The sequence below is a fragment of the uncultured Corynebacterium sp. genome, assembly GCF_902782855.1.
Classification (GTDB): Bacteria; Actinomycetota; Actinomycetes; order Mycobacteriales; family Mycobacteriaceae; genus Corynebacterium.
The window spans coordinates 13,114-35,905 of the sequence record NZ_CACZOO010000072.1 but is presented as its reverse complement, the minus strand read 5'-3'; the positions used below and the strand labels follow the sequence as shown (position 1 = coordinate 35,905).

The 22,792-nt window shown below is 69.0% G+C and carries 25 protein-coding genes and 1 riboswitch; of the genes, 17 read left to right on the top strand and 8 right to left on the bottom strand.

The annotated features are described in order from the left end of the window. The first annotated feature begins 35 nt into the window (after positions 1 to 35). The 11 genes from gcvP to QZV72_RS03195 are packed head-to-tail and all read left to right on the top strand — an operon-like array spanning position 36 to position 12,058. The gene (gcvP, locus tag QZV72_RS03245; protein WP_297005207.1) at positions 36 to 2,981 is read left to right on the top strand and encodes an aminomethyl-transferring glycine dehydrogenase; all 2,946 of its coding nucleotides are present in this window, start codon (positions 36 to 38) and stop codon (positions 2,979 to 2,981) included. Positions 2,982 to 2,989: 8 nt separating this feature from the next. Next, positions 2,990 to 4,183 (top strand): glycine cleavage system aminomethyltransferase GcvT, encoded by a 1,194-nt coding sequence (gcvT, locus tag QZV72_RS03240; protein WP_297005205.1) that lies wholly within the window; start codon positions 2,990 to 2,992, stop codon positions 4,181 to 4,183. A 47-nt stretch (positions 4,184 to 4,230) separates the two neighbouring features. Continuing rightward, on the top strand, positions 4,231 to 4,623 hold the full coding sequence (gene gcvH / locus QZV72_RS03235) for a glycine cleavage system protein GcvH (RefSeq protein ID WP_297005202.1): 393 nt from the start codon (positions 4,231 to 4,233) through the stop codon (positions 4,621 to 4,623). Between the two features lie 19 nt (positions 4,624 to 4,642). Then, entirely contained in the window at positions 4,643 to 6,253 is a 1,611-nt protein-coding gene (locus QZV72_RS03230; RefSeq protein ID WP_297005199.1) for a hypothetical protein, read from the top strand. Between the two features lie 57 nt (positions 6,254 to 6,310). Next, positions 6,311 to 6,862 (top strand): orotate phosphoribosyltransferase, encoded by a 552-nt coding sequence (gene pyrE / locus QZV72_RS03225; protein WP_297005196.1) that lies wholly within the window; start codon positions 6,311 to 6,313, stop codon positions 6,860 to 6,862. 20 nt (positions 6,863 to 6,882) lie between these two features. After that, on the top strand, positions 6,883 to 7,566 hold the full coding sequence (locus tag QZV72_RS03220) for a lysoplasmalogenase family protein (protein ID WP_297005193.1): 684 nt from the start codon (positions 6,883 to 6,885) through the stop codon (positions 7,564 to 7,566). Beyond that, positions 7,559 to 8,248, top strand: a complete 690-nt coding sequence (locus QZV72_RS03215; protein WP_297005190.1) for a TrmH family RNA methyltransferase — start codon at positions 7,559 to 7,561, stop codon at positions 8,246 to 8,248. Before QZV72_RS03220 ends, QZV72_RS03215 begins: the two co-directional genes overlap by 8 nt. Positions 8,249 to 8,258: 10 nt before the next feature. After that, positions 8,259 to 9,452, top strand: coding sequence for a glycoside hydrolase family 76 protein (locus QZV72_RS03210; RefSeq protein ID WP_297005187.1), 1,194 nt, complete (start codon positions 8,259 to 8,261; stop codon positions 9,450 to 9,452). Positions 9,453 to 9,510: 58 nt separating this feature from the next. Next, positions 9,511 to 10,545 (top strand): class II fructose-bisphosphate aldolase, encoded by a 1,035-nt coding sequence (fbaA, locus tag QZV72_RS03205; protein WP_297005185.1) that lies wholly within the window; start codon positions 9,511 to 9,513, stop codon positions 10,543 to 10,545. 7 nt (positions 10,546 to 10,552) lie between these two features. Beyond that, on the top strand, positions 10,553 to 10,999 hold the full coding sequence (locus QZV72_RS03200; protein WP_297005183.1) for a DUF3151 domain-containing protein: 447 nt from the start codon (positions 10,553 to 10,555) through the stop codon (positions 10,997 to 10,999). A gap of 3 nt (positions 11,000 to 11,002) precedes the next feature. Continuing rightward, positions 11,003 to 12,058, top strand: coding sequence for an endonuclease/exonuclease/phosphatase family protein (locus QZV72_RS03195; RefSeq protein WP_297005180.1), 1,056 nt, complete (start codon positions 11,003 to 11,005; stop codon positions 12,056 to 12,058). Here the strand turns inward: QZV72_RS03195 and QZV72_RS03190 are convergent. After that, entirely contained in the window at positions 12,037 to 12,306 is a 270-nt protein-coding gene (locus QZV72_RS03190; protein ID WP_297005177.1) for a hypothetical protein, read from the bottom strand. The genes QZV72_RS03195 and QZV72_RS03190 overlap by 22 nt on opposite strands. Positions 12,307 to 12,311: 5 nt before the next feature. Then, positions 12,312 to 12,539 carry a hypothetical protein gene (locus QZV72_RS03185; RefSeq protein ID WP_297005175.1) on the bottom strand — a complete coding sequence of 76 codons (228 nt, stop codon included), beginning with the start codon at positions 12,537 to 12,539 and terminating at the stop codon, positions 12,312 to 12,314. Positions 12,540 to 12,596: 57 nt separating this feature from the next. Here QZV72_RS03185 and QZV72_RS03180 point away from each other — a divergent pair, with 57 nt between their 5' ends. Beyond that, entirely contained in the window at positions 12,597 to 13,874 is a 1,278-nt protein-coding gene (locus QZV72_RS03180) for an aromatic acid exporter family protein (RefSeq protein WP_297005172.1), read from the top strand. Between the two features lie 124 nt (positions 13,875 to 13,998). Here QZV72_RS03180 and QZV72_RS03175 read toward each other — a convergent pair whose 3' ends face one another. Further along, a complete protein-coding gene (locus tag QZV72_RS03175) occupies positions 13,999 to 14,553 on the bottom strand; it encodes a TetR/AcrR family transcriptional regulator (protein WP_297005170.1) in 555 nt (184 codons plus the stop codon). Between the two features lie 129 nt (positions 14,554 to 14,682). Between QZV72_RS03175 and QZV72_RS03170 the strand changes: the two genes are divergently transcribed. Then, a complete protein-coding gene (locus QZV72_RS03170; RefSeq protein ID WP_297005167.1) occupies positions 14,683 to 15,216 on the top strand; it encodes an HPP family protein in 534 nt (177 codons plus the stop codon). Between the two features lie 271 nt (positions 15,217 to 15,487). On the opposite strand, the gene QZV72_RS03165 is transcribed toward QZV72_RS03170, so the two are convergent. The 3 genes from QZV72_RS03165 to QZV72_RS03155 all read right to left on the bottom strand — a co-directional run bounded on the left by QZV72_RS03165 (position 15,488) and on the right by QZV72_RS03155 (position 18,083). Continuing rightward, positions 15,488 to 16,522 (bottom strand): ABC transporter substrate-binding protein, encoded by a 1,035-nt coding sequence (locus QZV72_RS03165; RefSeq protein ID WP_297005164.1) that lies wholly within the window; start codon positions 16,520 to 16,522, stop codon positions 15,488 to 15,490. Next, positions 16,519 to 17,295 (bottom strand): ABC transporter permease, encoded by a 777-nt coding sequence (locus QZV72_RS03160; RefSeq protein ID WP_297005162.1) that lies wholly within the window; start codon positions 17,293 to 17,295, stop codon positions 16,519 to 16,521. The genes QZV72_RS03165 and QZV72_RS03160 overlap by 4 nt, the downstream gene beginning before the upstream one ends. Further along, the gene (locus tag QZV72_RS03155; protein ID WP_297005159.1) at positions 17,292 to 18,083 is read right to left on the bottom strand and encodes an ABC transporter ATP-binding protein; all 792 of its coding nucleotides are present in this window, start codon (positions 18,081 to 18,083) and stop codon (positions 17,292 to 17,294) included. The genes QZV72_RS03160 and QZV72_RS03155 overlap by 4 nt, the downstream gene beginning before the upstream one ends. Further along, positions 18,075 to 18,179, bottom strand: a riboswitch (TPP riboswitch). It overlaps the preceding gene by 9 nt. Before the next feature lie 51 nt (positions 18,180 to 18,230). Between QZV72_RS03155 and QZV72_RS03150 the strand changes: the two genes are divergently transcribed. Then, complete coding sequence (locus tag QZV72_RS03150; RefSeq protein ID WP_297005156.1) at positions 18,231 to 18,701, top strand: GNAT family N-acetyltransferase; 471 nt, start codon at positions 18,231 to 18,233, stop codon at positions 18,699 to 18,701. A 131-nt stretch (positions 18,702 to 18,832) separates the two neighbouring features. Here QZV72_RS03150 and QZV72_RS03145 read toward each other — a convergent pair whose 3' ends face one another. Next, positions 18,833 to 19,729, bottom strand: a complete 897-nt coding sequence (locus QZV72_RS03145; protein ID WP_297005155.1) for a hypothetical protein — start codon at positions 19,727 to 19,729, stop codon at positions 18,833 to 18,835. A 90-nt stretch (positions 19,730 to 19,819) separates the two neighbouring features. On the opposite strand from QZV72_RS03145, the gene QZV72_RS03140 reads away from it, so the two are divergent. From QZV72_RS03140 to QZV72_RS03130, 3 genes are read left to right on the top strand one after another with little or no spacing between them, the layout of a single operon-like run. Further along, on the top strand, positions 19,820 to 21,112 hold the full coding sequence (locus QZV72_RS03140; RefSeq protein ID WP_297005152.1) for an adenylosuccinate synthase: 1,293 nt from the start codon (positions 19,820 to 19,822) through the stop codon (positions 21,110 to 21,112). 22 nt (positions 21,113 to 21,134) lie between these two features. After that, positions 21,135 to 21,527 (top strand): MGMT family protein, encoded by a 393-nt coding sequence (locus QZV72_RS03135; RefSeq protein ID WP_297005149.1) that lies wholly within the window; start codon positions 21,135 to 21,137, stop codon positions 21,525 to 21,527. 35 nt (positions 21,528 to 21,562) lie between these two features. Continuing rightward, complete coding sequence (locus QZV72_RS03130) at positions 21,563 to 22,327, top strand: hypothetical protein (protein WP_297005148.1); 765 nt, start codon at positions 21,563 to 21,565, stop codon at positions 22,325 to 22,327. On the opposite strand, the gene QZV72_RS03125 is transcribed toward QZV72_RS03130, so the two are convergent. Then, positions 22,288 to 22,689: a hypothetical protein gene (locus tag QZV72_RS03125; RefSeq protein ID WP_297005146.1), complete on the bottom strand. Its 402-nt coding sequence runs from the start codon at positions 22,687 to 22,689 to the stop codon at positions 22,288 to 22,290. The two genes, QZV72_RS03130 and QZV72_RS03125, sit on opposite strands and share 40 nt — an antisense overlap. Positions 22,690 to 22,792 lie beyond the last annotated feature (103 nt).

Genomic DNA, 22,792 nt, shown 5'->3' with positions numbered 1-22,792 from the left:
CGCCAGGACTGACTCCTGCGCAGGAAGAAGGAGACATGGCAGCCCCCCATTTCCAGCGGCACATCGGCCCGAACGCGGCCGATACCGCGGCGATCCTCGGGACTCTCGGCTACGAGAGCACTGAAGCGCTTGCCGCGGCCGCGGTCCCGGCGTCCATCGCCCAGACCGCCCCGATCGGCCTGGCCCCCGCGCTCAACGAGCAGGAGGCACTCGCCGCGCTGAAGGGCTTCGCGGACAAGAACACGCTGAAGAAGCAGCTGATCGGCGCCGGCTACTACGACACCGTCACCCCTGCGGTCATCCGCCGCAACATCGTCGAGAACCCCGCCTGGTACACCGCCTACACCCCGTACCAGCCGGAGATCTCCCAGGGACGCCTCGAGGCCCTGCTGAACTTCCAGACGATGGTCGAGGACCTCACCGGTCTGCCGATCGCCAACGCCTCCCTGCTCGACGAGGCCACCGCCGTCGCCGAGGCCACCCAGATGATGGCCAGGCAGAACGCGAAGGTCGCGAAGAAGGGTGGCGTCGTCCTGCTGGACGAGGCCCTCCACGATTCCAGCCTCAACGTCACCCTCACCCGCGCCGCCGCCGCCGGCATCCCCGTGGTCATCACCGCCGTGGATGCGTCCACCGTCGCCTCGTACGACGGTGAGATCGTCGGTGCCGTGATCTCCGACCCGGCGACCACCGGTGAGATCCGGGCAGACCTGCCCGAGGTCATCGCCGCCGTCCATGGGCGCGGTGGTCTGGCGACCGTCGCCGCCGATCTGCTCGCCCAGGTGCTCGTCCGGTCCCCCGGGGAAGCGGGGGCGGACATCGCGGTGGGTTCGGCCCAGCGTTTCGGTGTACCACTGTTCTTTGGTGGCCCGCACGCGGCTTTCCTCGCCTGTCGCGCCGAGTACCAGCGCAAGATGCCGGGACGCATCGTCGGTGTGTCGAAGGACGCCGACGGCACCCCGGCGTACCGACTGGCGTTGCAGACCCGTGAACAGCACATCCGTCGCGACAAGGCGACCTCGAACATCTGCACCGCCCAGGCCCTGCTCGCCGTTGTCGCCAGCTTCTACGCCGTCTGGCACGGCCCGGCCGGCCTGCACGCCATCGCCGAGGGGATCCACGGCCGCGCCGTGGCCCTGGCCGTCGCCCTGACCGGTGGGGGACTGACCCTGGCCTCCGACCTCTTCTTCGACACCGTCACCGTCGAGGTCACCGATGCCCCCTCGATCGTCGCCGCCGCCTGTGACGAGGGTTTCAACCTGCGCCTGGTCGACGGGACCCACGTCGGTGTCTCGGTCGGCGAGTCCACCACCGACGAGGACGTCGCCGCCCTGGTCCGCGTCATCGCCGGCACCCACGCCACGATCGACACCTCCGGCTTCACCACCGAGCAGGGCCCGCTCGGCGGGGAGGACGGCGTCCTGCGCAGCGATGAGATCCTCACCCATCCGGTGTTCCACTCCGTGAGCTCCGAGACCCAGATGATGCGGTACATGCGTCGGCTCGCCGACCGGGACCTCGCCCTGGACCGCACGATGATCCCGCTGGGTTCCTGCACCATGAAGCTCAACGCCGCGGTCTCCATGGAGCCGATCACGTGGCCCGGGTTCGCCGGGATACACCCGTTGGTCCCCGAGGACCAGGCCACCGGCTGGCTGGAGCTCATCGCCGATCTGGAGGACCGTCTCGCCAAGATCACCGGCTACGCCGCTGTATCCGTCCAGCCGAACGCCGGTTCGCAGGGCGAGTTCGCCGGTCTGCTGGCGATCCGCCGCTACCACCTGTCCCGCGGTGACGATCAGCGCACCCTGGTACTGATCCCGGCGTCCGCCCACGGCACCAACGCCGCCTCCGCCGCGTTGGCCGGCCTGAAGGTCGTTGCGGTGAAGAGCGCGGACGACGGGTCCATCGACCTCGCCGACCTCGACGCGAAGATCATGCAGCACGGCGATGAGATCGCCGGCATCATGATCACCTACCCGTCGACGCACGGGGTCTTCGAGGAGCACGTCCGCGCGGTGTGCGAGAAGGTCCACGACGCGGGCGGTCAGGTCTACATCGACGGTGCGAATCTCAATGCCCTGGTCGGTCTGGCCCAGCCGGGCGCCTTCGGTGGCGACGTCAGCCACCTCAACCTGCACAAGACCTTCACCATCCCCCACGGTGGCGGTGGTCCGGGTGTCGGCCCGGTGTGCGTCGCCGAGCACCTCATCCCCTTCCTGCCGACCGACCCGTGGAACGATCCGACGGTCGGCCCGGCGTCCGATGAAGGACGTCCGGTCGCCGCCGCGACGCATGGTTCTGCCGGCGTCCTGCCGATCTCCTGGACCTACATCGCGATGATGGGCGACGAGGGTCTCACTGAGGCGTCCCGCATGGCGCTGGTCAACGCCAACTACATCTCCCACGAGCTCGCGGACGCCGTCCCGACGCTCTACACCGGTGAGCGCGGTCTCGTCGGCCACGAGTGCATCCTCGACCTGCGTGAGCTGACCAAGAAGTCCGGCGTGACCGCGGCGGACGTCTCGAAGCGGCTCATGGACTTCGGCTTCCATGCCCCGACGTTGGCTTTCCCGGTCGCGGGGACGCTCATGGTCGAGCCGACCGAGTCCGAGGACAAGGCCGAGCTGGACCGCTTCATCACCGCGATGAAGACCATCCGTACGGAGATCGACGAGATCGTCGACGGTGATGTCGCTGTGGAGGATTCGGTGCTGCGCCACGCGCCGTTCACCGCTGAGTCCGTCATCCGCGACGATTTCGAGTCCGCCGTCTCCCACGGCCACTTCTCCCGCGAGAAGGCGGCTTTCCCGGTCGCCTCGCTGCGTCGGGACAAGTACTTCCCGGCGACCCGTCGTATCGATGACGCCTACGGCGACCGCAACCTGGTCTGCTCCTGCCCGCCCGTCGAGGCCTTCGACATCTCCGCCGACATCTCCGCCGACAGAGCCGCCGACAGAGCCGCCGACAAGGAGAACTGAGGAAAACCATGACGAAGGAAACAGCCCTCCATCCGGTCCACGCCGAACTCGGTGCGAAGTTCACCGACTTCGGTGGCTGGGACATGCCCCTGAAGTACGGCAAGGAGCTCGAGGAGCACCGCGCCGTGCGCGAGGCCGTCGGCGTCTTCGACCTCTCCCACATGGGCGAGGTCCGGGTCACCGGCCCGGACGCCGCAGCCTTCCTCGACCATGCCCTGATCTCGCGGATCTCCGCGGTGAAGGTCGGCAAGGCGAAGTACTCGATGATCTGCACGGAGTTCGGTGGCATCATCGACGACCTCATCACCTACGTGTTGGCAGAGAACGAGTACCTGGTCATCCCCAACGCGGGTAACGCTCCGGCGGTCTTCACCGCGCTCACCGAGCGGATCGGGGACTTCAACGTCACGCTCGTCGACCAGACCGCCGACATCTCGCTGATCGCCGTGCAGGGCCCGCGTGCCGCCGACGTCATGCGGCAGATCGTCGACGAGGTCACCGACGCCCCCGAGGCCTCGGGGGCATCTTCCGCGGACAGCTCCGTGGACGCCGCGGTCGACGGCCTCGGCTACTACGCCGCCTTCCGGGGCACCGTGGCCGGCGTCCCCGCGATCATCGCCCGTACCGGCTACACCGGTGAGGACGGCTTCGAGATCTTCGTCGACAATGCGGCCACCGGTGTGCCCGGTGAGGCCCCCGCCAAGGTGTGGGGGGCAGCGCTGGACGCCGGTGAGCGGTACGGCATCCTCCCGTGCGGTCTCGCCGCGCGTGACACGTTGCGCCTGGAGGCCGGTATGCCGCTCTACGGCAACGAGCTCTCCGTCGAGCTCACTCCGGTGGACGCCGGCCTCGGCGTCCTCGCCGCGACGAAGTCGAAGGACGAGTTCGTCGGCCGGGACGCCATCCTCGCCGCGAAGGAGAAGGGGCCCCGTCAGATCCGCATCGGCCTGGCCGGTGAGGGGAAGCGCGCGGCCCGCGGCGGCTACGAGATCCGGGACGCCACGGGTGCCAGGATCGGTGAGGTGACCTCCGGCGCCCTGTCGCCGACCCTGGGCCACCCGGTCGCGATGGGCTACGTCGACGCCGAGGCCGCCGCAGCGGGTGGCGTCGCGGCTGTGGGGTCGACGGTGACCGTCGACATCCGTGGGAGGGAATTCCCGTACACCGTGGTCGCGCTGCCGTTCTACGGCCGCGAAAAGTAAACTGCACCTGACTGCCTGACCAGTCTGACCAGAGAGAAGAGAGAACCATGACCGCACTTCCCACCGACCGCCTGTACTCCGAGGAGCACGAGTGGGTGAACTCGACCGACATCAACCCGGGTGACACCGTGCGGGTCGGCATCACCCACATCGCCGCCGACGCCCTCGGTGAGATCGTCTTCGCGGAGATGCCGGAGGTCGGCACCGAGATCGAGGCCGGCGAGCCTTTCGGCGAGGTCGAGTCCACCAAGTCGGTCTCCGATATCTACGCCCCGGTCTCCGGCGAGATCACCGCTGTCAACGAGGAGATCTCCGACAACGCCGGGATCATCAACGATGACCCCTACGGTGCCGGCTGGCTCTACGAGGTCACCGTCACCACGGCTCCGTCGGACGGGACCCTGCTGGATCACGAGGCCTACGCCGCCGACAACGTGTAGGTCTCTACACTGTGTGCTGATGCCTTTCGCCGTTGTCGCCCTCGTTCTCGGGCTCGTGCTGCTCATCGTGGCCGCGAGCCTGTTCCTGCGTACCTCGCGACCTGCGGCGCCGGATACCCGGGGCGCGGCACCGCGACAGAATCCGCACGGGGCGCCGGGCAGGTGGGGGACGCGCGGCACGGTCGCCCCGGACCCGGTCACCGGGCAGTCTCCGGAACCGGGGCCGGTCGTGGCCGCTGATCCGTCCACGCATCCGACTCCGGGGGGTGCCGCTGTCGAGCCCGAATCGGTGCCCGTGCCGGCTTCCGTGCCTGCACCCGGGCCAGCACCCGGGCCAGCACCCGTGCCAGCCCCGGCACCGGCGTCAGACTCCGCCGGGTTCGTCGGCAGGCGGGGGCGCCGGCACTGGGCCACCGCCCACGGTTTCGAGTACACCCGGGAGGACGCTTTCCTCACCGCGGAATGGCCGGTCAGCCTGATCCGGGAGATCTCGGCGACCGACCAGGGGCCGATGGCCCGTGACCTGGTCTCCGGTTTCCTCGACGGCCACCAGGTGCACGTCGCCGATGTCGCAGGGTCCACGCTCCTGGCCCTGCGCCGGGGTGCCTATTCCCCGGTCGACGTGCACATCACGACAGGTGCGGCGATGCCGGCGGGGATGCGCCATGACGTCGGTCTCGACCGCGCCCCGTACACCGTCTACGCCTCGGATCCCCGGGCAGTCGGGCGGATGCTCGACACCCGTGTCGAGGGGGCACTGGCAGGAATGACCGGCAGTGTCTCCGACGTGGTGTTCTCCGGTGCGTGGGTGGTGGCCCGGTGCCCCCGTCGCACCGATGCCGACCGGTGGGACACGCTGCTGACCCACCTGGCGGCGCTGGGCGCGGCATCCCGCGTCCTGCCGCCCCTGGTGACCACCGTGACCCTCGACATCACCGCCGCCGACCCGACCCGGCCGCGTCCGAGGTCGGGGGTGCGGGTGGCGGTGGATGCCGCCGCTGTCGCCGCCGCTGCTGCCGCGGACCGGGCGGAGTTGGGTGGGGCGGGGCAGACGCGTCCCGGTCACCTGCGGGCCGTCCCCGACGCCCCTGCGCCGGGACCGGATGACATCCCGGACGACACTCGGGATGCCACCCCGGATGCCACCCCGGATACCACCCCGGATACCGGGGCGCATCCGAGAGTGGACCGGCCCTCCGACCCGGTGGAGTTCCCGTCCCGGTCCCGCGGTCAGGTCTACGGTGACGCGGACCTCGACGGCTCCTGGCCGGAGGATGTCGCCGCCGACGGTCTGACCAGTATCCCCGCACTCGGGGAGGAACCTACGACGCGGCACCCGGATGATGACGGGCCGCGGATCGTGCGGTCCGGGGCGTCCGCCACGATTTTCGCGGACGCGACCGGGCCGGTCGTGGAGCCTGACCCGTCGCCGCGTGGCAGGCACCGCGGTCCGGACGCCCGGCACGCCGGAGCCGACCGTGGCGGTGCGGTCGGTGACGGCAGTCACGGCCGTGGGGACTGTGACGGTCGTGCCGACCGCGCCGACTGTGCCGACTGTGCCGACTGTGACGACTATGAGGTGGTCGACCCCGAGGTCGTGGAGCCGGACGTCGCCGACCCCGACAACTGACCGGGTGACCGGGTCCGTACTATCGGTGGTCGAACACGTCACCGTTAGGAGCCCGCCATGAGTGCACCCACCGTCGACCCCGCGAAGCTGAAGCGTCTCGCAGAGCTGGTCACCGAACTCTCCGTCGTCCGGGGGACAGTCACGCTGTCGTCCGGCAGGGAGGCCGACTACTACGTCGATCTGCGTCGCGCCACCCTGCACCGCGAGTCCGCCCGGCTCATCGGGGAACTGCTTCGCGAGCTCACCGCCGACTGGGACTATGTCGCTGTCGGCGGGCTGACCCTGGGTGCGGACCCGGTGGCGACCTCGGTGATGCACACCGGTGACGGGGTGGACGCCTTCGTGGTGCGCAAGGAGGCCAAGAAGCACGGCATGCAACGCCGTATCGAGGGCCCGGACATCGGGGGGAAGCGCGTCCTCGTCGTCGAGGACACGACCACCACGGGCAACTCCCCGCTCACCGCCGTCGCCGCGGTCCGCGAGGCGGGTGCGACCGTCGTCGGTGTGGCGACGGTCGTGGACCGGGCGACCGGCGCGAGGGACGTCATCGAGGCCGAGGGCGTGGAGTACCGCAGCCTGCTGGGCCTCGCGGATCTCGGCCTGGCCTGAGTCGGCCGGAGGATCCACCCATGTCCGTCACACGCGCCCTGCGCACCGCCTATCTCGCCGCCGGGGCACTCTCGGTGGTGGCCGCCGCCGCGGGACGCCGCGGCGACCGGCTCACCCGGATCGTCAAGCCGGCACTCATGCCGCTGCTCGCCGGCACGGTGTCGGCGGGTGCGGAGCGGAGAACCGCGGGCACGGTCAGCGTCATCGCGGGCCTGGCCGGTGGCTGGGTCGGCGACATCATCCTCATGGGCGCCGACGGCCGCAGTGCCGACCCCCGCACCCGGGCACGCAACCTCAACCGGGGCTCTGCGGCGTTCGCGTTCAACCAGGTGGCCTACATCGTGGAGCTGTGGCGCACCGGGCACCGGCCGCGACGGAACACGGTCGCCCCGCGTGCACCGGTTCTGGCGTCCGGTATCGTCACCGCGGCGACCGGTGCCCCCGCGGCGCTGCCTGCCGCGGCCGGCTACGGGGCCCTGCTCGCGACGACCTCGGTGCTCGCCGCCGATGAGGGGGAGACCACCGCACTCGGCCTCGGCGGCGGCCTCTTCGTCCTGTCCGACGGACTCATCCTCGCCCGGCAGGCTTTCCTCACCGGGCAGAATCCGGCGGTGCGCGTCATCGACGGGATCGTCGACGGGCTGGTCATGGCGACCTATGTCGTCGCTCAGCTTCTCATCGTGGAGGGACTCACCCGTGACTGACGCCGTGGAGCCGGTGCCCGCCGGGGGCCCGACAGAGTGGTTCGCCCACCCGGTGGGGGTGGGCCCGTGGGAGGAGGAGTGTCCCGGCGTCCCGCGTCCCACCGGCCCGGCCGCCGACCGTTACGACCCGGAGCTGCTGGACGGCGGTGACCGTCGCAATGTGGTGGACGCCTACCGCTGGTGGCGCACCGGGGCGATCGTCGCCGACATCGACAGTCGCCGGCACCACCTGCACATCGCCATCGAGAACTTCGAGAACGACTCCAACATCGGCACTGTCGTGCGCACCGCCAACGCCTTCGCCGTGGACACCGTCCACATCGTCGGCCGGAAGCGGTGGAACCGGCGTGGCGCGATGGTCACCGACCGTTACCAGCATCTGGAGCACCATCCGGACACGGCGTCGGTCATGGCGTACGCCGCCGCGCACGGCCTCACCGTCGTCGCCGTGGACAACACCCCCGGATCGGTACCCCTGGAGACCGCCGAACTACCGGAGCGGTGTCTGTTGCTCTTCGGTCAGGAGGGGCCGGGGGTCACCGCGGAAGCACAGGCCGGGACGTCGATGACGGTGAGTATCGCCCAGTTCGGTTCGACGCGGTCGATCAACGCGGGAGTGGCCGCGGGCATCGCCATGCACACCTGGATCCGACAGCACGCCGATCTCCGGGACGCCTGGTAGAAACGGGGTCATGGACGAGCTCTGGGACCACCGCGCTGATCTGGCGGAGCAGGCTGTCATCGAACGGCACTCCACCCGCCTGTGGGGGATCCCGAGGACGACCCTCGGCGTCATCGCCTGGCCGCCGTCGACGCGCGACAAGTTCTTCTACCACTGGCACTACTGGTGGCAGGCCCACTTCATCGACTGCCAGGTGGACGCCGCGACCCGCCGCGACACCGGGTACCGGCTGCGCACCATCCGCCGCACCATCCGGGCGATGCGGATCCGTAACCGCCGCCCGTTGCAGCACAACGAGTTCTACGACGACCGCACCTGGCTCGCTCTGGCGATGCACCGCGCCCAGGACCTGCCGAGGTACGGGACCGTGCGCTACCTGCCCGGGCTCGAGGCGTCGATCATCGCCGGGGTGGATCCGCTGACCGGTGCCCTGCCGTGGAAGGTCGGCGAGAGCTTCTACAATGTTCCGACCAACGGTCCGGCCGCCATCCTGGCCGCCCGGACCGGCCGTACCGGGCTGGCGGAGCAGCTGGTGGACTGGATCTACCCGCGACTCATCAACGGTGACGGCCTGGTGATGGACGGTGTCCGGCTGCGTCTGCACGGGGAGGCCCCCGTCCCCCAGGTCCACACCTACAACCAGGGTGTCGTCCTCGGTGCGCTCGTCGAGCTCGCCCGTGCGCAGCGACGGGACGCCGGGATCCCGCAGGCCGCGGTCAGTGAGGTCGGCACCGGTCTCATCACACGGGTCCATCATCTGGTGGAGGCGGTGGCGACGCACATCGCGTCCGCCGGGGGCGTCATCGACGTCGGCGACGGGCAGGGCAACGGGGGTGGCGACGGCGGCCTGTTCAAGGGCATCCTGGCCCGCTACCTCGCTGTGGTCGCCACGGACCTGCCCAGCGACGACCGGCTCAGTCGCGCGACCCGCCAGTTGGCGGGGCGACTGGTGACGCAGTCCGCGGAATCGGTGTGGCACCACCGCCTGGAGGTCGACGGCCTGCCGCTGTTCGGGGCCTCGTGGGTGGAGGACGCCGCGCTGCCGCAGTCCGGTGGCAGGATCGGTTCCACCATCGCCGCGGGTGCCGGGGCTGATCTGGGGGTGCCGGAGAGGGATCTGTCGGTGCAGCTCTCAGGCTGGATGCTCATGGAGGCGGCCGCGAAGGTGAGCGGTGGAGCACCCGCCGGCACCCGACGGCGTTGAAACGGGCATACTGGGGTGCAGTAACGCGTCTAATCGAGGACACCTAGGGAGGACCTCCATGCCTATCGCCACCCCCGCCGTCTACCGGGACATGCTCGACAAGGCCAAGGAAGGCGGCTTCGCTTTCCCCGCCATCAACTGCACCTCGTCCGAGACGATCAACGCCGCCCTCAAGGGTTTCGCGGACGCAGAGTCCGACGGCATCATCCAGTTCTCCACCGGCGGTGCCGAGTTCGGTTCGGGCCTCAACGTGAAGAACATGGTCGCCGGTGCGTCCGCCCTGGCCGCCTTCGCCCACGAGGCGGCGAAGCACTACGGCGTCAACGTCGCCCTGCACACCGACCACTGTCAGAAGGAGAAGCTGGACACCTACGTCCGGCCGCTCGTCGAGATCTCCCGCAAGCGGGTCGAGGCCGGTGAGATCCCGCTGTTCCAGTCGCACATGTGGGACGGCTCGGCCATCCCGATCGACGAGAACCTCGAGATCGCCAGGGACCTGCTCCCGGCCTGCGCCGCCGCGGACATCATTCTCGAGGTCGAGATCGGTGTCGTCGGTGGTGAGGAGGACGGCGTCGAGGCCAAGGCCGGCGACAACCTCTACACCTCCGCCGAGGACTTCGAGAAGACGGTGGATGCGCTGGGGACCGGCGAGAACGGCCGCTACATTCTCGCCGCCACCTTCGGCAACGTCCACGGTGTGTACAAGCCGGGCAATGTGAAGCTGCGCCCGGAGGTCCTGGACATGGGCCAGAAGACCGCCGCCGCCAAGCTGGGGCTGCCGGAGGGGTCCCAGCCCTTCGATTTCGTGTTCCACGGCGGGTCCGGCTCCGAGAAGGAGAAGATCGAGGAGGCGCTGCGCTACGGCGTCATCAAGATGAACGTCGACACCGACACCCAGTACGCCTTCACCCGTCCGATCGCCGGCCACATGCTGTCCAACTATGACGGCGTGCTGAAGATCGACGGCGAGGTCGGCAACAAGAAGGTCTATGACCCGCGCTCCTATCTCAAGAAGGCGGAGCAGGGCATGTCCGATCGTGTCGTCGAGGCCTGCACCGACCTCCACTCCGTCGGCACCACCCTGTCGAAGTAGGCCGGTCATGGCTGAACAGATCAGGAGGGGACGTGACCTCTTCGGTGCGGAGCACCCCGAGGTGAAGCTTCCGGCGTCCCTGGCGTCCTCCGTCACCGGTGGGGAGAGCCTTGCCGAGCTGGAGGCGGCGGCTGTGGCGAACCCGAAGGACTCGGGTGTGTGGGCCGCGCTGGCGGCGTACCACCTGCAGCAGGGCGACCTCCCGTCCGAGAAGATCACCGCCTACGCCTGCGCCCGTACCGGCTACCACCGTGGTCTGGACGCCCTGCGTTCCAACGGGTGGCGTGGCACCGGTCCGGTGCCGTGGTCGCATGAGCCGAACCGTGGGGTGCTCCGCGCGATCATGATGCTCGCCGTCGTCGCCCGCGCCATCGGGGAGGAGGACGAGTACATCCGCTGCCTCAACCTCGTCAACGACTGCGACCCGGACGCCGCCGACGAGATGCTGAAGTAGCTCTTGTCCGGTCGACGCACCCTGCGGCCCCGCACCTTCCGATGGAAGCGTGCGGGGTTCTGCTGTGTCGTGGTGGCGGCGGTGGTCGGCGCGGTGGCCGGTGCGGTGTGGGTGACCGCCCCGGTGTGGGGCGTGTTCACCGACCGGGTGCCGGAGACCGGGTCGTGGGTCATCCCGTTCCTCCAGTCGGCGTGGCCGGTGGGCCTGGCCCTGCTGCTCGTCGCCGGGGCCGTGTTGGCCTGGCTTCTCCTACCCCGTCGGGCGGCAGTGGCGGCGTCGGTGACGGCGGTCCTGCTGTGCGCCGCGGCGGTGCTGGTTCCGGGGACGGTCAGCCGAGTCGCGGAGGCGGCGCCGGGGGAGAAGGACGCCGGGACCGTGCGGATCCTCTCGGTGAACACCTGGTACCACCAGGCGTCGGACGCCTTCCTCGCGTCGACCGCCCGCGGAATGGGCGCCGACATCGTCGTGCTGCCGGAGAGCTCGGACGCCCAGGCTGCTGTCGTCGCCCGGGCGACCGGGCTGGAACTGGTGCAGCCGGTCTCGACGAGGACGCGCGGCGGCGGGACCGCCCTGCTGGTCCGGCCGTCCTGGCTGGTCGACGGATCGGTGGCGGACCTGCACCTGACCCGGCACCAGAACCCGGTCGTCGAGCTGGAGGACCTGACGATGATGGGCGTGCACACCAACGCCCCGGCGCACAGTCACCTGGTCGACGGGTGGGTCACCGAGATGCGTGACCTGCGGGACTGGGCCTCCGGCGTGGACGGACCGCTGGTCATGGCGGGGGACTTCAACTCCACCACCGCGCACCCGGAACTGCGCCGGTTGGTCAGGGGCGCCGACGGCTCGTCGGAGATGACCGACTGCGGCGGCGGGCTGTTCGCCGCGCCGACGTGGCCGCGGGCCGGTGCACCCTCGCCGGTGCCGGTGCTGCGCCTGGACCACATCCTGGTCCGGGGGATGACCTGTGCGGCGTCCGGTGTGGTCGGCGTGCCGGGCAGTGACCACGCGGGGATCTGGGCGGACCTGCGGGTGGATCAGGCGACCAGGCGCGAGTAACGCTGGCGGGCTGCTTCGCCACTTGTTCCGATACGATCCCCGATCACGGCCCAGGGAACGCCTTCCTCACGCGCTATGCGGATCGCATCCACCATGTGCCGTTCTGCGGTGGACTGCTCCTGGACGGCATCGGTGAGTGCGGCCAGTGATCGGGCGTCCAGTTCGTCCTCCGGCCGAGGCTCGTACTGCTCGAACCGTGCAGCGAGAGCATCGGCGTTGGCGAGGATTTCTTCTACTGTGCGGGGCATTGTCATCACCTCAGGAACTTTCGTCGGGCACGCATGGCGTGCAGGATCACGATATTGGCGTTACTCCGGATGTACCCGACTTCGAGGAGGTTCCCAGAGCGGTCGGGGCCGGAGATCATCAGAAAACCTTCGTCAAGGTCCCACGCCCTCATCGGATTTCGGAATGCGTGCAGCATATCCTCCTCGGGAATGCCATGCTTCAACGCGGACGGGGAGATTACCGGGTTCTCCATAGAGCCAAGGTACCTTGTTTTGCAGGTCTGGGGAACCCACCTGACACAATGGGTGCCATGGCAGAGAAGGCAGGACAGAAGGGCTGGTTCCGGCACCGCGCCCGTGCTGGCACCGGTGTCCGGGCGGCGACCGAGTCCCTGCGCCGGCTCGCCCCGCGGCGGGGCATCCAGCGGGTGCGGACCATGGGTATCTTCGCTTTCCAGGCAGCGCTCACCGCGGGTCTGGCATTCTGGTTCGCCACCGACATCATCGGTCACGAGCAGGCGTTCTTCGCCCCCATCGCGGGTGTGATCAGCATCGGCATCAACAGTGGTAAGCATCTGCGCCGTGGTACCGAGATCGTCATCGGCGCGGCGATCGGTATCGCCATCGGTGATCTGGTCATCAACCAGATCGGCGGTGGCCCCTGGCAGATCACCGTGGTCGTCTTCGTGGCGATCATGCTCGCCACCTTCGTCGACCGGGGTCCGCTGGTGCCGGCGCAGGCCGCGAGTTCGGCGGTCCTCGTCGCCACGCTGCTGCCGCCGGGCGACACGGGTGCCTTCGACCGGGTGGTGGACGCCCTCGTCGGTGGCCTGATAGGGCTCGTCATGCTTGCGGTGGTCCCCCGGAATCCGCTGCGTGCGGTGCGCCGGGAGATGGCGGGGCTGATCTCGAAGGCGGCGCTGGTCCTCGACGATGTCGCGGACGGTATCGAGGACCGGGATTCCACGGTCATCGGTGAGGCGCTGGAGACCGCACGCGGGACGCAGGCCGCGGTCAATGCCATGCAGTCGGCGATGACCAGTGGTGACGAGACCATTGCCCTGTCTCCGATCTACTGGTCCGCGAAACGCTACGCTGTGTCGCTGAGCCGGTCGCTGGTGCCGGTGGACAATGTCATGCGCAACACGCGGGTGCTGGCCCGGCGGGCGGAGATCATGGTCGACGACCGCGTCGCCCCACACCCGGAGATGGCGCGGACGATCAGGGAGATCGCGGACACCCTCGGACACCTCGGCGCGGTGTACGAGGAGGGTGGGTCGAAGGCGACGCGGCATGAACTGTTGAAAATCCCGGAGCTCACCCGACGCTTCCAGATCATCGCCGGGCGCACGGATCTGTCGATCGCGGACGGGGCCGGACTGTCCGGGATGATGGTGCTGGGGCAGTGCCGGTCGATCATCGTCGATGCCCTGCAGATCTGCGGGATGTCGCGGGAGTCGGCGATGGCGGCGTTGAAGCCGACGGTGGCGCATCCGTGGCTGACCCCGGAGGTGTGGGGTGGGGACGCGGACGCGGGGTTCCCGGAGACCGGGGAGGATGAGGGGCCACAGGGTCCGGAGAACGACTGACCTTCCCCGCGCACGCTTCCCCGCACCCCCCTTTGCGAATCCTCATAGGCTGAGGCACGTGCCAGGGGCTGAAGCGTGCCTCAGTCTGTGAACATTTCCGGAGAAGCCGGGTCGCGGGGGGTGTCTACCCGTCTCCGAGCAGAACCTCCAGGACGCCTCGCGACCGGCGGGCGGAGTCCGGGTCACCGGTGATCCCGGCGGTGGTCATGCAGCCCTCTGCCAGCAGGAACACCGCGTCGGGCAGGGTGGGGGAGCCGGAGATGTCGGCACAGAGTGTTCCCAGGTAGGTGCGGAAGGCGTCCTTGTGCCGGCGAACCGCGGCGACCACCTCGACCGAGGTGCCACCGAGCTCCCCGAAGGCGTTGATCCAGGCGCATCCCCGGTGGCCGGGGCCGGACAACCAGAGGTGTAGCCAGTCGAAGACGGCGAGCAGGCGGGAACGGGGATCGGTCCGCCGGTCGACGAAGGCCGTGAGTTCGCCCCGCCAGCGCAGGTCCCGTCGGTCGAGCATGGCGACGGCGAGGGTGTCCTTCCCGGGGTAGAGCGCGTAGATCCGCTTCAGCGACAGGCCGGAGGCCTGGCGGAGTTCGGCCATGCCGACGGCCTGGTACCCGCGCTCGTAGAAGAGGTTCTCCGCGGTGTCCAGGAGTGTGGTCCGTGCGTCGTCTTCCGTGGTCACGGTGAGCTCCGCCTCCGGGGGTCGTTGACAATGAGAATGATCGTTCTCTAGTGTACCCGACTAGCGGAGAACGATCGTTCTCCGGATGATCCGCCACTCTCCCGGGTGGCCCGGACAAGGGAGCGAACCATGATGACGATGACGACGGCGCGGAGGATTCTGCGCACACAGGCTCCCGCACGACCACCCGCGCCGACGGTCGTGGTGGCGACCGTGGTATCGGTCGCGGCACTGCTGCTGCTGGTGCTCATCGGCGAGCTCAGCGGGCATCTGCTGCTGATCCCGCCGATGGCCGCCAGCATGGCGCTCATCGTCGGAGCTCCGGCGCTTCCCCTGTCCCAGCCACGCAATGTCGTGGCAGGGCAGACGCTCTCCGCGGTGGTCGGCGTCCTGGTCGGGCTGGTCAGCCACTCCCTGTGGGCCGCCGCCGTCGCCGGTGGGCTGGCTCTCGGGGCGATGCTGCTGGCGCGGACGCCCCATTCACCGGCGGCGGCGACCGCGGTGCTGGGGACGCTGGGCACCGGTGACCCCGGAAGTATCGGCGGAGTCGCAGACCAGGTGAGCTTCATCGTCTGCGCTGCCGTGGCGGCCCTCGTGCTCGTCGCCGTGGGGTGGACCCATGGCCGGGTGGGGCGTGCCACCTATCCGGTTTACTGGTGGTGACCTGGGGACTCAGGGCGGACCTGACGAATCGGCCGAAGTATAGTGCCGTATCTGTTTTTTCAGGTACGGCACTATACTTCGCGATACTCTGCGGCACCCCGTACCTGCCGCTCCGCGTTCCGGCCCGCCCATGCGACCGGAAATGTGCACCTCCTGGGGTACGCCTGCCGGGCCTGGGGTGTTCCTCAGACAGTGAGGATTTCTGGTGGTGGGGGCGTGGAGTGCGGGGGGACGGGGCAGGATGTTGAGGCGTAGAGACATGGTGAGAAGGTCAGGACGCCGGCAGGTAGTCGTTCGTCGTCGCCGTCGCGCCGTCGATGTCCCCGTCGAGCAGCCCGTTCTCCCTCATCCAGTCGGCGTACTCCGCCCAGTCGGCCGGATCCTGGACACCGAAGACCGGGGCAGTGGCCGCCGTCCCGTTCACACCGCCGCCGCGCAGGATCGCGACCGTGGCGTCCACCATCTTTACCAGCGTGCCGGGATCGTAGGCGCCCTTCGTCTCCGGGGTCATCGCGTCCACCGCCGTCGCGGGATCGGCGAGTGCGGCGTCCTGCCCCGCGGCGGTACCGGCGAGGAAACCGCGGACGCGGTCGGCGTAGGCGGCGTCCTCCTTCAGCCGCGTGGGGTTGGCGATGATGACGAGCTCGGCATTGTCCGGCATGCCCAGTTCCTCCGGGGAGAGGACGGTGATGTCGGTCTTCTCCGCCAGCTCCACGCCCTCGATGTTCGGGTAGGCGCCGGCGATGGCGTCCACCTGGTCACTGAGTAACGCCTGGTTGAGGTTCTGCTGCACATTCGGCATCTCGATGCTGTCCGGGTCGATGCCCGCCCTGCGTGCGATGTAGTCCATCGACGCCTGCTGGGACGGGGTGCCGGAGCCGGCGACGGTCTTCCCCTCGAGATCCTTCGCCGTGCGGATCCCCGACGAGGTTTTCGTGATGACCGAGTTCAACGAGGTGGGGATCAGCGCCCCGACACTGACCACGTCCAGTCCCTGGTCAGCGGCGAGGATCGTGTCTGTCTCGTAGCTGATCGCCACGTCCGCCTGACCGAGGGAGACCAGCTTGGCGGCGTCGGCGGTGTTGCCCGGCAGGATGAACTCCGGGTCCACGCCGTGGTCGGCGTAGGCGCCGCTGTGCCCGGCGGTGTACATCGCCAGGTGGTCGGGGTTCGGATTCCAGTCCAGCAGGACGCTGAGCTGGGTGGTGTCCGTGCCGCTGTCCGCGTCCGAGGAGCAGGCGGTCAGAGAGACGGTGATGGCGGCGACCAGACCGGCGGCGGCGCGGGCGAGAATGCGGGTGTTCATGATTCCTTCCGGTGCTGCCGCGGTGCATTCCACGGGCAGCAGAGACGTTCGAGGGCGGTGACGGTCAGCAGCAGGGCCGCGGACAGGACGGTGAGGACGACGACGAGGGCGAAGACGAAGCCGGTCTGCAACCGGGGGACGGCCTGCAGCAGCAGGTAGCCGATCCCGTCGGTGGAGCCGGTGTACTCGGAGAAGACGGCGGCGACCGGGGCGTAGGTGGCGGTGATCCGCAGACCGGCGAAGGCAGACGGGAGGGCGGACGGGAAACGGACCCGCCAGAACAGGGCGGAGCGTGAGGCGTGGAGACTGCGCATCGTGTCGATGAGGACAGGGTCGGCGGAGCGGATCCCGGCGAGCAGGTTCATCGCCACCGGGAAGAAGCAGGCCAGGGCGACGACCAGCACCTTCGGCGCCATGCCGTAGCCCAGGGCGATGGTGAACACCGGGCCGATGACGATCGTCGGGATCGACTGGGACGCCACGAGCAGTGGGGAGAAGGCGTTGCCGACCACCGGCAGCAGCCCGGCGGCGACACCGATGAGCAGTGCCGCCGCGACACCCAGGACGATACCGGCCAGGGTCTCGGAGAGCGTCACCCATGTGGCCGGGGCCAGTCGGTCGGACCAGTTGTCACCCAGTGCCCGGAGCACCGCGCCGGGCGAGGGCAGGATGTAGTCGGCGGTGCGTCCCCCCGCGGTCGCCCACATCCACACGAGCACGATGAGGACCACGGTGACCAGCGGAGGGAGGACTCGGCGGTACAGAACGGTCATGCGACGGCCTCCGCGACGCCACCCAGGGAACGGAGGATCTCCGTGCGGGACGCGGCGAACCCCGGATCGGCGAGGACCTCGGTGCGAGGACGTCCGGCGCGCCGGGAGAACCAGCCGGGCCAGTCGCCGACGACATGCCCGTCCGCCAGGAGCACGACCCGTTCCGAGAGCAGCAGGGCTTCGTCGACGTCGTGGGTGACCATGACGAGCGTCGCACCGGACCCGGCCAGCAGCTCGGCCAGCCAGTCCTGGATCTCGCCGCGGGTGATGGCGTCCAACGCGCCGAGCGGTTCATCGGCGAGCAGCACGGGCTTGTCAGCCAGCAGGGCCCGCGCCAGCGCGGCGCGCTGACGCATACCGCCGGACAGTTCCGAGGGACGGGACGTGGCCCAGGCGCCGAGACCGCAGCGTTCCAGCATCGCCGTGGCACGACCACGGGCCACGCGTCGCGCGACACCATGGTTGCGCAGTGGAACGGCGACATTGTCGCGCACCGAGAACCAGGGCAGCAGACTGTCACCCTGGGGCATCAGCGCGCAGTGGGAGAGGCGGTCCGCCGGGTCGGCGTCCCCCCGGACCCTGATGTCACCCGCGGTCGGGGCGAGGAGCCCACCGATGAGGTGGAGAAGGGTGGATTTTCCACAGCCGGAGCGGCCGATGACGGCCAGGTGCTCCCCGGTGGGGACAGTGAGGTGCACGTCGGTGAGGACGGCGGGGTTCTTCGGGTGGGCAGAATAGGCGAGGTCGACGTGGTCGACCGCCACCGCCGGGACAGGCGTTTTCGGCATGATGGACATTCCTCCGCTCATGTGAATGAGGTCAGGTTCAGCGGGTGTGATCTCAGCCCCGGAGGTTGTTACCCCGGGACACCCCGTGTCAGTGGTTGTCGGGTATTCAGTTGTCGGTCACTCAGGTGCGTCGGTCATCATGGACGGATGAACGCCGTCGCCGACATTACCGTGAAACCGTGGTCAGGGTTGACCACCACCGAGGTCTACGCTCTCGCCCACCTGCGCACCGAGGTCTTCTGCATCGAGCAGGAGTGTTCCGAGACGGAGCTGGACTGGGTCGACCTGGAACCGACCACCGCCCATTTCTTCGTGGTGGACGCCGCGTCCCCGAAGCTGCGGTCCTACCTGCGCACCCTGCGCACCCCGTGGGATGAGGGCGGGGTGTCCGGGGACCTCGTCATCGGGCGCGTGGCGACGGATCCGGGGTGGCGCGGGCACGGGCTCGCCGGTCAGTTGACGGACGCGGTCGTGGCGCGGTCCGGTGGTGAGCCGATGATGCTCCACGCCCAGACCTATGCCGCAGGCCTGTACGCGAAGTCCGGGTTCGTGCCGGTGGGTGAGGAGTTCGACGAGGGCGGGATCCCGCACATCACGATGGTGCGTCCGGCGGACTGAGTGGCCCCGGACGGGCGGTTCCGGGACCATGGACCCGTCTTCGCGGCGGGTTGACCACTCCAGGGTGGTTTTCCGGCACCGGACCACCCCACGGCGGTCAACCGGGGAACAGCCGGGGCAAGGGACAGTCTCTACCTCCGGACGAACTGCCCGTCGCGCAGGTGCCGGTAGAAGGTCACCGACCCCACGGTGCGGGGATGCGTCACCCCGTCGCGCACCACGGTCAGGGACTCCCCGCCAGCCTGCAGCGCACGACCGGTGAGCACCACTTCCGGGTCCACGCCGCCCGGCACCGCGCCGCCTCCGAGCAGCCCGAACAGGGGCTTCTTCGGCGGATGCGCCGCGGCCGCCTCATCCCACAGTGATGGTGTGGTCAGCCTCGTCGCCGCCAGGCCGGGTGTCCCCGTCGTCGGTACGAATCGGGCGCCATAGGGGCCAGGGCGTCCGTTCCACGCGGTCTCGGTGTCGTTGAGGAACAGGGTCTCCGAGTCCACGATCACCTCGCCGACCATCGTCGTGCCGGCGTGGAAGATCTCCGCGCACCCGAGGGTCGCGATCCCGGCGTCATCCCTGATCAGGGCGGTGGGTTGCGGCGTACCGGTCAGGGCGTGGTCCAGAGCGGCGGACGCCGGCAGCTGCTCCGCGTCCAGCCCCCACACGTGGGCGGTGAGGGACTTTCTGCCTGCTGTGTCGACCGGCACATAACCGACCGAGATCCACAGGGCGTCGATGCGCATCAGCCGGGTGACCACCGCGGCGAGCGCGGCGTCCGACCCGATGACGACGACCCGCACGGGCTCATCGGGGGTCTGCGGCGCGGGGCGCGGGTCCGCCTGGTGCGGCACATCGGGCTGCGCGGCGATCTCGTCGAGGGAGGGCGTGGGGTCCACCGGCAGGTGGGCGGACGCCAGCGCGTCGAGGAGTTTCAGTTCCCTCCTGCCCGGCACATCGGCGAGACGTACGGCGTCAGGCGCCGCCTCCGCGAGAGTCGGGGGGAGGGTGCCGCACGCGAGAACCACTGTTGCCATGGCGTACACCCTACCGGCACGCTAGACTGTTTCTTTGGCCAAATACGCTGAGGTCTAATCAGGACGACCGTCGAGGAGCGACGAACAACAATGACAGCAATCATCGTGGTGGGTGCCCAGTGGGGGGACGAGGGCAAGGGTAAGGCCACCGACATCCTCGGCGGCCGGGTCGACTACGTCGTCAAGCCCAACGGCGGTAACAACGCCGGCCACACCGTCGTCGTCGGCGGCGAGAAGTACGAGCTGAAGCTGCTGCCGGCCGGCGTCCTCAGCGAGAACGCCACCCCGGTCATCGGCAACGGTTGTGTGGTCAACCTCGAGGCCCTTTTCGAGGAGATCGACGGTCTGGAGGCCCGCGGCGCGAACGCCTCGCGTCTGAAGGTCAGTGCGAACGCCCAGCTCGTCGCCCCCTACCACCAGGTGCTCGACAAGGTCACCGAGCGGTTCCTCGGCAAGCGTGCGATCGGCACCACCGGTCGCGGTATCGGCCCGACCTACGCAGACAAGGTCTCCCGCATCGGCATCCGCGCCCAGGACCTGCTCGACGAGTCCATCCTGCGTCAGAAGGTCACCGGTGCGCTGAACCAGAAGAACCAGATGCTGGTGAAGCTGTACAACCGCAAGGCGATCGACCCCGAGGAGATCGTCGCCTACTTCATGGGATTCGCCGACCGCCTCGCCCCGATGCTCATCGACGCCGAGCTGGTGCTCAACCGGGCCCTCGACGAGGGAAAGTCGGTGCTGATGGAGGGTGGCCAGGCCACCATGCTCGACGTGGACCACGGCACCTACCCTTTCGTCACCTCCTCGAACCCGACTGCCGGCGGCGCCTGCGTGGGGTCGGGTATCGGCCCGACGAAGATCACCAGCTCGCTGGGCATCATCAAGGCGTACACCACCCGTGTCGGTGCGGGCCCGTTCCCCACCGAGCTCTTCGACAAGTGGGGCGAGTACCTGCAGACCACCGGTGGTGAGGTCGGCGTGAACACCGGCCGGAAGCGCCGCTGCGGCTGGTATGACTCGGTCATCGCCCGCTACGCCTCCCGCGTCAACGGCTTCACCGACCTCTTCCTCACCAAGCTCGACGTGCTCACCGGCATCGGCGAGATCCCGATCTGTGTGGCCTACGACGTCGACGGGAAGCGGTTCGACGAGATGCCGATGAGCCAGTCCGACTTCCACCACGCGGTGCCGGTCTACGAGACCATGCCCGCCTGGGACGAGGACATCTCCGGTTGCCGCACCTTCGAGGATCTGCCGGCCAAGGCGCAGGACTACATCACCCGCCTCGAGGAGCTGTCCGGTACCCGGATCTCCTACATCGGTGTCGGCCCGGGCCGTGACGAGACCATCATCCGTCACGACATCATCGCCGGCGAGTAGCGGAGCGGCTCTGACTGACAGCGTGAACGAGGACGGCGCCGACCTGGCCACCCGGGTGGGCACCGTCCTCGCTGTCATCGGCGACGGTGAGGTCACCGGTTACGGTGAGATCGCCCGCGCCCTGGGCCTGCCGCGCGGCGCGCGGGCCGTCGCCCGGGTGATGGCGTCCGGCGGGTGGGGGTGGGACGCCGCCTGCCCGGTCATCCCGGTCGGGAGGACGCGGGGACGCACCGGTCACCGGTGCTTCGTCGTCCCGGAGATGGGGGAGGGGGAGAACTCCCGCTCGGCGGCGCTGGCGCGGCGGGCGGTGTCCTTCACCCGCGGGGGTTCGGGGCAGGACGCCGGGCAGACGCTGCTCATCCCGACCTCGCAGTGCCTCGACGCCGGGGAGCTCGCTGAGCGGCTGGCGGAGTGACCTTTCCACGTCCGCGGCGCTGATACTCTGCGGCCATGAGTTTCGACATCACCTTCTTCATGCCCGACGACTTCACCGACCGTCCGGGGGAGTTCTGTCCGCACAGTGAACTGCGCTCCCGGCAGGACGCCCTGTTCGAGTACAGCGAGGACGAGACCAATGACACGGCGCCTTCGCCTGAGCCCCTGACTGTCCTCGCTGACTGGATCAACCGGCACTCGGACCTGCTCGCCGACGACCCGGACAATCCGCCCTCTGACCGGTTCCTCCGTCCCGCCGGGGACGCCTCCCCGGTGGGAAAGCAGCTGTACCTCGGCGTGATGTACTCCGCGATCTCCGGGACCTGTGGCGCTCTGCAGCAGAAAGCCGCGGAACTCGGCATCTGCATGATGGATGCGGAGGACAACGTGTGGGTCAACGCCACCGGTGGCGCATCTACTGCGGTCAGGCTGACAGACTCCTCGAACGTCCTCACACTGCATGCCGACCGGGACAGTGTCCGGGCGGTTCTTGACGAGGACGTCGCCGCGCACCGGGACGGTAACGGTTTCCCCTTCGTCATCCTGGAACCGCGGACGCCTGAGGAGTCCCCGGTCGAGGGGGTTCGTTTCGCCCAGGCGGCGGATCTGGAGCAGGGATGGGCTGTGGAGTACCGGGCGGGGAACACCGTGTACCGGTTGGAGGAACCGGCCGCGGACGTGGACTCGGTGGTCGGGGTGCTGGGTGAGTACCTCGACGGCGACGAGGCAGCCTTCCTGGGTCATGCGTGGTCGGCGACCGACCTGGAGGTCCAGGGCTGACAGGTATCACCGTAGCCGCGGATGAGAGGCTCGTGGTGCGCGACCCGGTTACGGAGCAGATGGACCTTTCTCACCTGTTCGTGAACCCAGGACCGGTTGAGCTTTCCGGCAGCGCCGTGCTCGGTGGTGGCGACCGGCCGACCGCCCGGGAAAGCGGTGAGCAGGAGTTCGCGGTCCCAGATCTCGTCGTGGCTCACTTCGTGCCTCGGCGCAGGAAACCCTGTGCCGCCACCGGCATCCAACAGTGAGACCCAGAACCCGAACATACAGTTGGAGACCAGATGTCCGTGGAGCGTCTCATTCTGTCCGACGGTTTTCCGGAACCGGGACGGAATTTTCTGCCAGGCATCGGTCCCACTCATGGAGGTTGAGTGCCCGTTGCCCGTCATTGGACTCTTCAGTGAGAAAGTGCTTCATGCACTGCTCGGACACGAGTTTCAGTGGTGCGGTTGTCATGCTGTCCCC